Genomic DNA, 12,065 nt, shown 5'->3' on the forward strand with positions numbered 1-12,065 from the left:
CAGCAGGGGTCGGAGCCGGTGCTGCCCTGGCCGACTCGTCTAGTCGGTCGCGGGGTCCGGCTTGCTGCCGGCTGGATCGAGAGCCGTGCGCAGCGCAGCCAGGGCGTCGTCGCTGGTGGTCACGGCCTGGGCGTTGGCCTGCTGCAGCTCCCGGTAGACCTCCTCGCGGTGCACCTGCACCGCCCGAGGGGCCTCGATGCCCACCCGCACCGCGTCGCCACGGACCTCCGACACCGTGATGACGATGTCGTCCCCGATCATGATGCTCTCGCCGGCACGGCGAGTGAGGATCAGCACGGTGTTGCTCCAGGCGTTGTGGGTGAGCCGGTCTCGGCGACGCCCACGCTATCGTGCGGACGCCAGCAGCGGGACGCGCAGCGACAGCGACGTGTCGCGCAGCACCAGCTGCACCCCGGTGCCCAGGCGGGGGGCGATGACCACCGGTGCGAGCAGGTTGGCGGTGGCGTCGTCCAGCCGGTCGGTGAGGGTGACGATCACCAGCACCGACACCTCCTCGTCGTCGGCCACGCCGAGGCAGCCGAGGTCAGCGGCGCTGATCGCCGGGGAGTAGTCCGGGAAGAACGTGGCCGGGTCGGCGAGGATGAACCGCAGCGACGGGGTGCGCGCCGAGCGCAGCGCGTACAGCACGCCGCCCTCGTCCACCGGGTCCAGGGTGAACTCGTGGTGGTCGGGAAAGCCCGGGATGGGCTCGGCCAGCCGCACCGTGCGGGGCAGTGCGGCGGCGGGGGCGCCGCTGGCCGTCACCGCCGGCCCGTCCAGCGTCGTCGGGCCGTCCAGCACAGTCACCTCAGTCAACACAGTCACCTCAAGTAGTCCAGCAGGGAGATCTGACGGATCTTGGCCGTGGTAGCCAGGGCTGCCTGGTAGGCGGTGTCCGCAGTGGTCAGCGCGATCACGGTGTCCGCCAGGTCGATGTCCTGCAGCTCGGAGAGCTGGGTCTTCAGCTGGGTGGTCTGCACCAGCGTCGCCGTCTGCACCGACTGGACGCTCTGGTAGCGCGACCCGGCCAGCGCCTGCTGGCCGGTGACGGCCTGACGGGCGCTGTCCAACCTGGACAGCTCCGGGCCCAGCGCGGCGGGGTTGCTGCGCAGCTTGGCCGCGATGTCGGTGAGCACGTCGAAGACGGTGTTGCCCGGGCTGCCGAACGCCGCGGTCCCGGAGCCGCTGACGGTGACTTCGTTGTTGGGTCCCACCGTGCGCTGCACCGTGCCGGCGTCGCCGACGTAGGCCCCGCTGCGGTCGAAGGCCATCGGCCCGGCGGTGGTGCCACCGAAGACGGGGCGGCCCTGGTGGGTGGCGTTGGCCAGCGACAGCAGCGCCGTGCGGGCCTGGTCCACCTGCTGGGCGAGCGCCTCGTTGGACGTGGCGTCGGCGCTGCCGGTGTTGAGGCCCTGCAGCACCAGGGTGCGCACCTGCTGCACCTGGTTGCCCACCGCGCTCAGGGTGGAGTCGACCGTGGTCAGCCACCCGAGCGCGTCGGTGGCGCTGCTCTGGTGCTGCTCGGTGCGGCGCAGCTCGGAGCGCAGGTGCAGGGCGGTGGCGGTGCCCGACGGGGAGTCCGACGGCTTGGTGATCTGGCGGCCTGACGACAGCCGCGCCTGCACGTCCTGCAGCCGCGAGGCGGTGGACTGCAGCCCGGCCAGGGTGGCCCGGGCCGAGGACTGCTCGGTGACTCGCATGGTTACAGGCCCACCCTTCCGGTGCGGCTGATGAGCGTGTCCAGCATCTCGTCCACCGTGCTGAGCACGCGGGAGGCGGCCTGGTAGGCCCGCTGGTAGGTGAGCAGGTTGGCGGTCTCCTCGTCCAGGCTGACCCCGGAGGCCGCCTGGGCGAGGTCGTCGACGCTGGTGGTCAGCGCCTGCTGCACCGCGGCCTGGCGGCTGGTGGCCTGCACCTCGGAGCCGAGGGTGCTCACCAGCTGCCGGTAGCGGGCGTCGGCGCCGGAGGGGGCGGTGCCCAGCGCCGCCATCCGCCCGGCCAGGGAGCCGTCGAGGTTGCCGCCGGGGCTGGCCGAGGCAGCCAGGTCGGCCGGGTCGGTCACCGCCACCCGCAGCGTGGCGGCGGTGGTGCCGGTGAACAGGGCGGTGCCGGCCGCGCCGGCCAGGGTGTATCCGCTGGTCTGCACCGCGTTGACGCTCTCCGCCAGCCCGGCGGCCACGGTGTCCAGGCGGGCGGCGTAGCCGGGCAGCACCGTGGCGAGGGCGTCCGACAGGCTGCCGAGCACGCCGCCGACCCGGCCGGCGGGGGCCTCGCCGGCCACGGTGAGCCCACCGCCGGGGCCGGCCGCCACGGTGGCCGCGGTGCCACCGGAGACCAGCGTGCGCCCGCCGAGCACCACGGTGGCGCTGCCGTCGCGCGTGATGGTGGACTGCGCCCCGGTCAGGTCGGCCAGCGTCATCAGCAGGGAGTCGCGCTGGTCAGCCAGCGCGTTGGTGCTGGAGCCGGTCGCCGTGGCCAGGGTGAGGGCTCGGTTCACCTCGGCCAGCGCGGTGGCCGAGGTGTCGACCTTGCCGGCCGCCTCGGCCAGCTGGGTACCGACACCCTCGGTCAGCCGCTGCAGCGCACCGGCGGTGGCGGTGATCGATGCGGCCAGCCCAGCCGCCTTGACCAGCACCACGTTGCGGGCGTCCAAGTTGCCCGGGTGGTTGGCCACCTCGGTCCAGGACTTCCAGAACCCGTTGAGCTCCTCCGACAGCCCGGTGTCGCTGGGCTCGAGGAACAGGCCCTCCACGCTGGACAGCGTGCCGGCACTGGTCTGCAGGTAGCCGTTCTGGCCGTGCTCCACCCGGGCCCTGGCGTCCACCACGGGGTCGTTGAGCCGGCTGGTGCCGGCGATGGTCACTCCGGTCGCGGCGTGCGGAGTCGAGTACATGCTGGGCACGCCCGCGACCGGGCCCACCGACGCCAGGTCCGCCCGCTGGCGGGTGTACCCCGCGACGCCGGCGTTGTTGATGTTCTGCCCCGTCACGTCCAGGGCGTAGCGCTGCGCCGCGAGGCCCGACATCGCTGTGCTGATGCCGGCGAAGGTGCTGCTCATGCCTGCTGGTCCATCAGCACCGGTGCGCGACCGGTGGCTTCGGCACCGCCGCGGTGGTCGTAGGTGTCCAGGCTGCCGGTGAGCTGCTGCAGCGACTCCCGCACCGTGCTCGCGCCGGCGGTGAGCAGCTCACGGTTGGTCCGGGTGGTGGTGTCCACCTCGTCGGTCAGCGCCCGCAGCGCGCTGCGGTGCTCGGTGAGCACGGTGGCCCACGGCTCCGGCGCCTCGGCGGCGAGCTCGGCCAGGGTGGGCAGCTCGTCGACCTCCAGGTCGGCGGCGATCACCTCGCTCTCGATGGCCCGCAGCACCTCGGTGCAGCGCAGCTGGTCCAGCGCGGACTCCAGCTCCTCGGTGGCCGAGTCCAGCATCCGGGTCTGGCCCGACTGCAGGATCAGCTGCTGCTGGACCAGCTTGAACTGCACGTGCTGCAGGGCCTCCCGCTCGCGCCACAGCACCGTCGACACGGCGGAGTAGCCCGCTGCTTCCTTCGTCTGAACCATGATCAACCCAATCCTCCGACTTGCCTGTCTGATCGGCCGTCGGCAGCGGGACCTGAGCCCGTGGACGTCTCTGCCCTCACCCCATCACACCGCCGACGTCCCCGCCCAGGCGTGCCGCGGCGCCGGGGTGACCTCATGTTGTTGGGGCAGCGGCCGATTGGGCTGCTGTCGCGGACGATGGAGGCAGGCAGCGTGGATGAGATGGACGAGATCGTCCAGGAGTTCCTGGTGGAGAGCGGGGAGAACCTCGACCAGCTCGACCGCGACCTCCTCGCCCTCGAGGTCGAGCCGACCTCGCGCGAGGCCCTGGCGAGCGCGTTCCGCACCATCCACACCATCAAGGGGACCAGCGGCTTCCTGGCCTTCAACCGGCTGGAGCAGCTCACCCACACCGGTGAGTCGCTGCTGTCGCGGCTGCGGGACGGTCAGCAGCGCATGAGCACCGCCACGGCGGACGTGCTGCTGGAGATGGTGGACACCGTTCGCGCCCTGCTGGCCACCATCGAGGCCGACGGCAGCGAGGGCGAGGTGGAGACCGAGGCCGTGTCCGCGCGGCTGCGGGCCCTGCTGGCCGACCCGACCAGCCCGCCGACAGTTCGGGAGGTGATCCCGGCACCCGCCGTGGTGGCCGCAGCTCCTGCCCCGGCCCCCGCTCCCCCACCCCCTGCTCTCCCTGCCGTGCCGGCGCCGGTCGGCGAGCTGGCTGCCCCGGCGCGCCGCTCGGCGGCGGAGGGATCGCTGCGGGTGGACGTGGAGGTGCTGGACACCCTGATGCAGCTGGCCGGCGAGCTGGTGCTGGCCCGCAACCAGCTGCTGCGCGGCGTCGGGGCGCTGCACGACCCCGCCCTCACCCGCACCGCCCAGCGGCTCAGCGCCATCACCACCGAGCTGCAGGAGAGCATCATGCAGACCCGGATGCAGCCCATCGACCACCTGTGGTCGAGGCTGCCCCGCGTGGTGCGCGACCTCGGCGCCCAGTGCGGTCGGCAGGTGCGGCTGCTGATGACCGGCCAGGACACCGAGCTCGACCGCGCGCTGCTCGAGGCCATCAAGGACCCGCTCACCCACCTGGTGCGCAACGCCGTCGACCACGGGATCGAACCACCCGAGACCCGGGTGGCGGCCGGCAAGCCCGCGGAGGGCACCGTGCACCTGCGCTCCTACCACCACAGCGGCCAGGTGGTGGTGGAGGTCGCCGACGACGGCGCCGGCATCGATCCCGCCCGGGTGGCCCAGCGTGCCCTCGAGCGGGGACTGCGCAGCGCCGCGCAGCTCGCCGAGATGTCCGACGGCGACGTGCTGCACCTGGTCTTCCACCCCGGGTTCTCCACCGCCACCACGATCACCACCGTCTCCGGCCGCGGGGTCGGCATGGACGTGGTCAAGACCAACATCGAGTCCATCGGCGGCACCATCGAGCTCGAGTCGACGCCCGGCACCGGGACGGTGTGCCGGCTGCGCGTCCCGCTGACCCTGGCCATCGTGCCCGCGCTCACCGTGGCGTGCGCCACCGAGCGCTTCGCCATCCCCCAGAGCAGCCTGCTGGAGCTGGTGGCGGTGGAGGCCGCAGCCATCGAGGACGTGGCCGGCGCCCCGGTCTACCGCCTCCGTGGTGCGCTGCTCCCGCTGGTCGACCTCGCTCGCGAGCTCGGCCTGCGCCACGACCACGCCCGCGGCGCGCAGGTGGTCGTGGTGGTGCAGGCCGGCAGCCGCCGCTTCGGCCTGCTGGTCGACGGGGTGGTCAACACCGAGGAGATCGTGGTCAAGGCCCTGAGCCCGGTGCTGCGCGGCCTGGCGCCGGGCGGCCCGGCGACGGACGGCACCAGCCTCTACTCCGGGGCGACGATCCTCGGCGACGGCCGGGTTGCGCTGATCCTGGACGTGCAGAACCTCGCCCGCCGCGGGCTCCACCCCGACCTGGCCGAGCGCAACCTCCGGGCCCCTGAGCGGACGGGCAGCGTGGCTGAGCGCGAGCCCCAGCGGCTGCTCGTCGCGACCGTGGGCGAGGGGCGCCAGGTGGCCATCGCCATGGCCGTGGTCACCCGGCTGGAGATGATCGCCGCCGCGCGCGTGGAGCAGGTGGGCACCAGCGAGCTGGTGCAGCACCGGGGCGCCATCCTCCCGCTGGTCCGGCTCAGCCGGTACCTGGACGTGCCGTGCGCACCGCACCGCACCGAGCTGCCGGTGGCGGTGTGCTCCCGGGGCGGGCGCAGCGTGGCCGTGGTGGTGGAGGAGATCCTGGACATCGCCGAGCACGACGGCTCCCCCTACCGCGGCACCGACGACCGCCGCTACCTGGGCACCGTGGTGGTGAAGGGCCAGATCGTGGGCGTGGTGGACGTGGAGCGCGCCATCCGCTCGGTGGACCCGGACTTCGGCGCCGCCGTCCCCGAGGCCGCTCTCCCTGGGCCCGCCATCCCCGAGCCCACTGCCCCCGAGCCCACTGCCCCCGAGCTGGCCGGGGCCGGGGCATGAGCAGCACCCAGCTGGCCACCTTCTGGCTGGGCGAGAGCCTCTACGGGGTGGGCGTGGACCGCGTGCGGGAGGTGCTGCGCCACCAAGCCCTCACCCGGGTGCCCGGAGCGCCGGCAGCCATCGCGGGGCTGCTCAACCTGCGGGGGCAGGTGGTCACCGCCGTGGACCTGCGCACCCGGCTGCAGCTGTCCCCGCGTCCGGCCGAGCTGGCACCGATGCTGGTGGTGGTGCTGGTGGCTGGGGAGTGCGTGGCCCTGCTGGTGGACCGTGTCGGCGCGGTCGTCGAGGTGGACGAGAGCAGCTTCGAGCCGCTGCCGGACACCGTGCGGGGCGTGGGACGCGACCTGGTGCTCGGTGCCCACAAGCTCGACGACCACCTGGTGCTCAGCCTCGACGTGGCGGCCGCGGTCACCGGGTGACGGGCATTTCCGCGCCTTCGCTCATGCGGCCCCGCACGGGGTCGATCAACTCACTGACGCTGCTCCACCAGGTTTCCGAGAGGACTTCATGTCTACGCTGACGATGGGCGCGCCGATCGCGGCGGCTGCCGTGGGAGGTGGCCGGCGCACGCGCAACCCGCTGTACCGCTGGTTCGCCAACCGGTCGGTCACCGTCAAGCTGCTCATCGCGGTCGGCTTCATCACCGTGGTCGCGGTGATCTCCTGCGTCGTGGCCAGCACCGCGCTGCACGACGCGGGCAAGGACGTCACCGGCCTGGCGCAGGTGCAGCGGGACGTCGTCGCCCCGCTGAACGAGCTCTACGAGACGGAGCTGGCGGCGGAGCCGCTGGTGCCCTCGCTCGCCGCCGCACCCACGGGTGCGGCCAAGCAGGAGTGGCTCCGCAAGATCGCTGCCAGCGACGCGGCCGTGGACGGCACGATCGCCCGCCTCACCCCCGTGGTCAGCGCCTACCCCACCTGGGACGCCTACGTGAGCGCCTGGCAGCAGTACAAGAGCGTGCGCGACACCACCCTGCTGCCGGCCGCGCTGGCCGGTGACCTCGCCGGCTACCAGAGCGCGTTCACCGCGCAGGGCCAGCCGGCGCTGGACCAGCTCGTCGCCGCCCGCAAGCCGATGCAGGCGCTGGCCAACCAGTACTTTTTGGACTTCGCCGAGGACTCCCAGGACCGCACCGACCGCGCCATCGTGGTCTTCACCAGCGTGCTGAGCGTCGGCCTGCTGCTGGCGCTCTGGCTGAACTACCTCATCGCCGGGATGGTCCGGCGTCCGCTGCGCCGGGTGCAGCGGGCCCTGGAGGCGATGTCTCGCCGCGACCTCACCGTGGGCTCGAACGTGGAGGCCGACGACGAGATCGGCCGGATGGCCAAGGCCCTGGAGCAGGCACAGGTCAACTTCCGCGAGGTCATCGGCAGCGTGGTGGGCTCGGCCGACCAGGTGTCCACCTCCGCCGAGCGGCTCTCCGCCACCTCCAGCCAGATCGCCGCTGCAGCCGAGGAGACCGCCGTGCAGGCGGGCGTCGTCGCCGCGGCCTCCGAGCAGGTGTCGCGCAACGTGCAGACGGTCGCGGCCGGCTCGGAGGAGATGGAGGCCTCCATCCGCGAGATCGCCCAGAACGCCAACGAGGCCGCCCGGGTCGCCTCCCAGGCCGTCGCCGCCGCGGAGACCACCAACGCCACGGTGGCCAAGCTCGGGGTCTCCTCGCAGGAGATCGGCAACGTGGTCAAGGTGATCACCTCGATCGCGGCGCAGACCAACCTGCTGGCGCTGAACGCCACCATCGAGGCCGCCCGGGCCGGGGAGGCCGGCAAGGGGTTCGCGGTGGTGGCCAACGAGGTCAAGGAGCTGGCGCAGGAGACCTCCCGCGCGACCGAGGACATCGTGCGCCGGGTGGAGGCCATCCAGTCCGACACCGCCGGCGCCGTGCACGCCATCGGTGACATCGCCGCGATCATCGCCTCCATCAACGACTTCCAGCTGACCATCGCCTCAGCGGTGGAGCAGCAGAGCGCGACCACCAACGAGATGAGCCGCAACGTGACCGACGCGGCCGCCGGTACCGGCGAGATCGCCGTGAACATCACCGGGGTGGCCTCGGCCGCCTCGTCCACCACCGCCGCGGTCTCCCAGACGCGCACCGACGTCGACGAGCTGGCCCGGATGGCAGCGGACCTCCGCAGCCAGGTCTCCTCGTTCGTCTACTAGGGCCGCCCCGGATGAGCACCCGTCAGCCCGGCGACACGCACCGGGACACGCCCACCACCAGGGCTGTCACCGTCCTGGTGGTGGACGACTCTGCGCTGGTGCGGCGGCTGGTGTCGCGGGTGCTGGAGGAGGCCGAGGGCATCAGCGTGGTGGGCACCGCCGCCAACGGGGAGCTGGCGCTGCGCAAGATCGCCGAGCTGCGCCCGGACCTGGTCACCCTGGATGTGGAGATGCCCGTGATGGACGGGCTCGCCACGCTGCGGGAGATCCGTCGCCGCCACCCCCGGCTGCCGGTGGTCATGGTGTCCACGCTGACCGGCCACGGCGCCGCGGCCACCGTGGAGGCCCTGGCGCAGGGCGCCAGCGACTACGTGTGCAAGCCCAGCAGCGGCGCCAGCCTCGCCGCGTCGCTGGCCGACGTGCGCGACCAGCTCGTGCCGCGGGTGCGGGCGCTGACCGCGCGGGCACTACCGGTGGGGACGCGTGACCGCCGGACCAGCAGCACCGCTGCGGATGGCCCGGGCACGCCGGCCCTGCTCCGGCCGGCCGCCGAGGTCGACCCGGTGCCGCAGGTGCTGGCGGTGGGCAGCTCCACCGGCGGGCCCGAGGCCCTGACCCGCCTGTTCGGCGCGCTGACCGCGGCTCTCCCGGTCCCGGTGGTGGTGGTGCAGCACATGCCCCCGGTGTTCACCCAGATGCTCGCCGGCCGCCTCGACCGCCTGGGCCCGGCCACCGTGGTGGAGGCGCAGCACGGCCAGCTGCTGCAGCCCGGGGTGGTCTACCTGGCCCCGGGTGGGCGGCACCTGGAGGTGCATCGGCGGGCAGGCGCGGTGCGCACCGTGCTGCACGACCGCGCCCCGGAGAGCTACTCCCGGCCGTCGGTGGACGTGCTGTTCGGCTCGGTGGCCGCGGCCTACCCCGGCTCAGCACTGGCCGTGGTGCTCACCGGCATGGGGCAGGACGGCCGGCGTGGCGCCCGGCTGCTGGTGGAGAGCGGCTCGCAGGTGGTGGCGCAGGACGCGGCGTCGTCGGTGGTGTGGGGCATGCCCCGGGCCGTGGTGGAGGCCGGCCTGGCGCGAGAGGTGCTGGGCCTGGACCAGATCGCCCCGTACCTGCTCGGCCGGCTGTCCCGCCCCGCGGCGCGACGGGTGCCCGCCGCGGCGACGGTCGGGACCAGCCGATGAGCATCGGAGCACCCGAGTTCCAGTTCGTCGCCGCGCTGCTGCTGCGCGAGGCGGCCATCGTGCTGCTGCCCGGCAAGGAGTACCTGGTGGAGGCCCGGCTCAGCCCGTTGGTGCGCGGCGAGGGCCTCACCGGGGTGTCCGAGCTGGTGCGTGCCGCCCAGCACCCCGACGCCCGGCAGCAGCGCTGGGCGATCGTGGAGGCGCTCACCACCAACGAGACGTCGTGGTTGCGCGACCCCGGCGTGTTCGCCGGGCTGCGCACCGAGCTGTTGCCGCGGCTGCTGCTGGAGCGGGAGCGCAGCTCGGTGCTGCGGCTGTGGTCGGCGGCGGCGTCCACCGGGCAGGAGGCCTACAGCCTGGCGATGGTGCTGGACGACATGCACCGCAGCGACGAGATGTCCCCGCAGCAGCGCTTCGAGGTGCTCGGCACCGACCTCTCGCACGCGGTGCTGACGCAGGCCCGGGCCGGTCGGTACTCGCAGCTGGAGATGAGCCGCGGGCTGCCGCCGACCTACCGCGACCGCTACTTCACCCAGGACGGACCCACCTGGCAGGTGCGCGACGTGCTGCGCCGGCAGGTGAGCTTCCGCCAGCGCAACCTGGTGGACGCCTTCACGACCCTGCCCACCTTCGACGTCATCTTCCTGCGCAACGTGCTCATCTACCTCGACCCGGCGCACAAGACGTCGATCCTGCGCCGGGCGACCCGGGTGCTCGCCCCGAACGGCTGGATCGTGCTGGGCACCGCGGAGAGCACCCGCGGCCTCACCGACGACCTCGAGCAGGAACGGTTCGCGGGCCTGTCCGCCTACCGGTCCCGCACCTCCGCTGCTGTGCACCTGACCAGGAAGGGATGACCGTGCGTGCCATCGTGATCGATGACTCCTCGGCGATGCGAATGATCCTGCGACGCATCGTGACCAAGTTCGGATTCGAGGTGAGCGAGGCGGTCGACGGCCGCGACGCCCTGGAGCGCCTCGCCGCGGCCGACCCCGTGCCCGACGTGGCCCTGGTGGACTGGAACATGCCCGAGATGAACGGCCTGGAGCTGATCCAGGCGTTGCGGGCGGACCCGCGCTACGCCGCGATGACCCTGCTCATGGTGACGACCGAGAGCGAGCAGAGCCAGGTGGTGCGGGCGCTGGCCGCCGGCGCCCACGAGTACCTGGTCAAGCCGTTCACCCCCGACGCCCTCGCCGAGAAGCTGCAGCTGCTCGGCCTGGTGCCGGCGCGGGCCTGAGGTGCACGCTCCCCTGGCGGTCCCCGCCACCCCCGTGCCGCTGCCCACCCCCGTGCCGCTGCCCACGCCCGTGCCGCTGCCCACGCCCGCGCAGCTGGGCGAGGTGCTGGCTCGGGTGTGGGCGGCCTACCTCGACGGCGAGCTCACCCTGCTCGACCCGCCGAGCGGTCCTGCCGCGACGGCCCGGATGCTCGCTGCGGTGTCGATCAGCGGGGCCTGGGCGGGCCACGTGCAGGTCTCGATGAGCCCGGGTTGCGCCCACCGGCTGGCTGCCGGGCTGTGGGGCGGTGACCTCGTCGACCCGAGCACCACGGTGCTCGCCGACGCACTGGGCGAGGTCGCCAACATGGTGGGCGGCGCGGTGAAGAGCACGCTGGGCACGGACCTGGTGCTGTCGCTGCCCCAGGTGGTGCTCGACGCCGCCACGCTGATCAGCGTGGACGCCGAGCCCCGCGTGCAGGTGGCGGCCCGCTGGCGCCGCCAGGACCCCGGCCGACCCACCGACGAGGTCATCGAGGTGTCGCTGTGGCAGCGCCGCAGCACCCCCCGGGCGCGGGGAGGCCAGGCATGAGGGTGCTGGTGGCCGACGACTCCACCGTGATGCGGCGCATCGTGGTCCGCACCCTGCGCCAGGCGGGCATCGAGTGCACCGAGGTCCTGGAGGCCGCCAACGGGGCTGAGGCCTACGAGGTGGCCCTCGCCGAGGAGCCGGACCTGGTGCTGTCGGACTGGAACATGCCCGGGATGAGTGGGCTGGACGCGCTGCGGGCGCTGCGGGCGGCCGGCTCGCGGGTTCGCTTCGGGTTCGTCACCTCAGAGTCCTCCGACGAGATGCGTGCCGCCGCCACCGCCGCCGGCGCCGCCTTCCTCATCGTCAAGCCGTTCACGCCGGAGAACTTCCGCGACGCGTTGGAGCCCGCCTGATGACCACCCTGCCCCCGGTGAAGCGCGTCAAGGACATCCTCGACGGACTGCTCGGCCGCGACGTCACCACCCGGCCCGGCACCCCGCTGGACGGGGTCGGCGCCATCGGCGGCGTGCTGGCCACCTACGTCAACGACACCGACGAGGTGTGCGCGGTGGCCGGCTGGGACCTGCCCGCCGCCGCCGGCGTGGGAGCCGCGCTGGGGCTGTACCCGGCAGGCACCGTCCGCGAGGCGGTGCACCAGCAGCACCTGCCCCAGGACCTGTTCGACGCCCTCAGCGAGGTGAGCAACGTGCTCGCCTCGGCGTTCCAGCTGCCGGGCAACCCACACCTGCGGCTGGAGCGCACCTACCGGCCGGTGGCCGCGGCACCGCCCCTCGCGACGTCGCTGCTCTACTCCGGCCTGCAACGGCTCGACCTGGACCTCGACGTGCCCGGCTACGGCCCCGGCCGGCTGTCGGTGGCTGCCGCTGCGTAGCCACCGACCTGTTCCCCAGCTCCACCCGCTCTGGCTCACCCC

At 73.4% G+C, this 12,065-nt stretch carries 13 protein-coding genes and 1 pseudogene; 9 read left to right on the forward strand and 5 right to left on the reverse strand.

The features are described from left to right. Nucleotides 1-102 precede the first annotated feature (102 nt). The 5 genes and pseudogenes from csrA to ELX43_RS08765 form a co-directional block, all read right to left on the reverse strand. Nucleotides 103-297: pseudogene (gene csrA / locus ELX43_RS18225) on the reverse strand (carbon storage regulator CsrA); the annotation flags it as partial. A 48-nt stretch (nucleotides 298-345) separates the two neighbouring features. Further along, nucleotides 346-807 carry a flagellar assembly protein FliW gene (locus tag ELX43_RS08750; protein WP_241249888.1) on the reverse strand — a complete coding sequence of 154 codons (462 nt, stop codon included), beginning with the start codon at nucleotides 805-807 and terminating at the stop codon, nucleotides 346-348. 14 nt (nucleotides 808-821) lie between these two features. Further along, the gene (gene flgL, locus ELX43_RS08755) at nucleotides 822-1,700 is read right to left on the reverse strand and encodes a flagellar hook-associated protein FlgL (RefSeq protein ID WP_127783042.1); all 879 of its coding nucleotides are present in this window, start codon (nucleotides 1,698-1,700) and stop codon (nucleotides 822-824) included. A gap of 2 nt (nucleotides 1,701-1,702) precedes the next feature. Further along, nucleotides 1,703-3,058, reverse strand: coding sequence for a flagellar hook-associated protein FlgK (gene flgK / locus ELX43_RS08760; RefSeq protein WP_127783043.1), 1,356 nt, complete (start codon nucleotides 3,056-3,058; stop codon nucleotides 1,703-1,705). Further along, entirely contained in the window at nucleotides 3,055-3,558 is a 504-nt protein-coding gene (locus ELX43_RS08765; protein WP_127783044.1) for a flagellar protein FlgN, read from the reverse strand. The genes flgK and ELX43_RS08765 overlap by 4 nt, the downstream gene beginning before the upstream one ends. A gap of 201 nt (nucleotides 3,559-3,759) precedes the next feature. Between ELX43_RS08765 and ELX43_RS08770 the strand changes: the two genes are divergently transcribed. From ELX43_RS08770 to ELX43_RS08810, 9 genes are all read left to right on the forward strand, one after another. Further along, nucleotides 3,760-6,033 (forward strand): chemotaxis protein CheW, encoded by a 2,274-nt coding sequence (locus tag ELX43_RS08770; RefSeq protein ID WP_206518155.1) that lies wholly within the window; start codon nucleotides 3,760-3,762, stop codon nucleotides 6,031-6,033. Next, entirely contained in the window at nucleotides 6,030-6,452 is a 423-nt protein-coding gene (locus ELX43_RS08775) for a chemotaxis protein CheW (protein ID WP_127783046.1), read from the forward strand. The genes ELX43_RS08770 and ELX43_RS08775 overlap by 4 nt, the downstream gene beginning before the upstream one ends. A gap of 88 nt (nucleotides 6,453-6,540) precedes the next feature. Beyond that, a complete protein-coding gene (locus ELX43_RS08780; RefSeq protein ID WP_127783047.1) occupies nucleotides 6,541-8,196 on the forward strand; it encodes a methyl-accepting chemotaxis protein in 1,656 nt (551 codons plus the stop codon). 11 nt (nucleotides 8,197-8,207) lie between these two features. Next, complete coding sequence (locus tag ELX43_RS08785; protein ID WP_127783048.1) at nucleotides 8,208-9,380, forward strand: chemotaxis response regulator protein-glutamate methylesterase; 1,173 nt, start codon at nucleotides 8,208-8,210, stop codon at nucleotides 9,378-9,380. After that, nucleotides 9,377-10,237, forward strand: a complete 861-nt coding sequence (locus ELX43_RS08790) for a protein-glutamate O-methyltransferase CheR (protein WP_127783049.1) — start codon at nucleotides 9,377-9,379, stop codon at nucleotides 10,235-10,237. The genes ELX43_RS08785 and ELX43_RS08790 overlap by 4 nt, the downstream gene beginning before the upstream one ends. After that, a complete protein-coding gene (locus ELX43_RS08795; protein ID WP_127783050.1) occupies nucleotides 10,234-10,620 on the forward strand; it encodes a response regulator in 387 nt (128 codons plus the stop codon). Before ELX43_RS08790 ends, ELX43_RS08795 begins: the two co-directional genes overlap by 4 nt. Before the next feature lies 1 nt (nucleotide 10,621). Beyond that, the gene (locus ELX43_RS08800; RefSeq protein WP_127783051.1) at nucleotides 10,622-11,191 is read left to right on the forward strand and encodes a chemotaxis protein CheX; all 570 of its coding nucleotides are present in this window, start codon (nucleotides 10,622-10,624) and stop codon (nucleotides 11,189-11,191) included. Further along, nucleotides 11,188-11,544, forward strand: a complete 357-nt coding sequence (locus tag ELX43_RS08805) for a response regulator (RefSeq protein WP_127783052.1) — start codon at nucleotides 11,188-11,190, stop codon at nucleotides 11,542-11,544. The genes ELX43_RS08800 and ELX43_RS08805 overlap by 4 nt, the downstream gene beginning before the upstream one ends. Beyond that, on the forward strand, nucleotides 11,544-12,023 hold the full coding sequence (locus tag ELX43_RS08810) for a hypothetical protein (RefSeq protein WP_127783053.1): 480 nt from the start codon (nucleotides 11,544-11,546) through the stop codon (nucleotides 12,021-12,023). The genes ELX43_RS08805 and ELX43_RS08810 overlap by 1 nt, the downstream gene beginning before the upstream one ends. Nucleotides 12,024-12,065 lie beyond the last annotated feature (42 nt).

The organism is Rhodococcus sp. X156 (genome assembly GCF_004006015.1).
In the GTDB taxonomy this organism is placed as follows: Bacteria; Actinomycetota; Actinomycetes; order Mycobacteriales; family Mycobacteriaceae; genus X156.

Bases quoted from the DNA above. Each gene is read 5' to 3' on its own strand.
- ELX43_RS08790 (WP_127783049.1), top strand. From the start codon at position 9,377: ATGAGCATCGGAGCACCCGAGTTCCAGTTCGTCGCCGCGCTGCTGCTG.
- ELX43_RS08780 (WP_127783047.1), top strand. From the start codon at position 6,541: ATGTCTACGCTGACGATGGGCGCGCCGATCGCGGCGGCTGCCGTGGGA.
- flgL (WP_127783042.1), bottom strand. From the start codon at position 1,700: ATGCGAGTCACCGAGCAGTCCTCGGCCCGGGCCACCCTGGCCGGGCTG.
- ELX43_RS08810 (WP_127783053.1), top strand. From the start codon at position 11,544: ATGACCACCCTGCCCCCGGTGAAGCGCGTCAAGGACATCCTCGACGGA.
- ELX43_RS08785 (WP_127783048.1), top strand. From the start codon at position 8,208: ATGAGCACCCGTCAGCCCGGCGACACGCACCGGGACACGCCCACCACC.
- flgK (WP_127783043.1), bottom strand. From the start codon at position 3,058: ATGAGCAGCACCTTCGCCGGCATCAGCACAGCGATGTCGGGCCTCGCG.
- ELX43_RS08795 (WP_127783050.1), top strand. From the start codon at position 10,234: ATGACCGTGCGTGCCATCGTGATCGATGACTCCTCGGCGATGCGAATG.
- ELX43_RS08770 (WP_206518155.1), top strand. From the start codon at position 3,760: ATGGACGAGATCGTCCAGGAGTTCCTGGTGGAGAGCGGGGAGAACCTC.
- ELX43_RS08765 (WP_127783044.1), bottom strand. From the start codon at position 3,558: ATGGTTCAGACGAAGGAAGCAGCGGGCTACTCCGCCGTGTCGACGGTG.
- ELX43_RS08805 (WP_127783052.1), top strand. From the start codon at position 11,188: ATGAGGGTGCTGGTGGCCGACGACTCCACCGTGATGCGGCGCATCGTG.
- ELX43_RS08775 (WP_127783046.1), top strand. From the start codon at position 6,030: ATGAGCAGCACCCAGCTGGCCACCTTCTGGCTGGGCGAGAGCCTCTAC.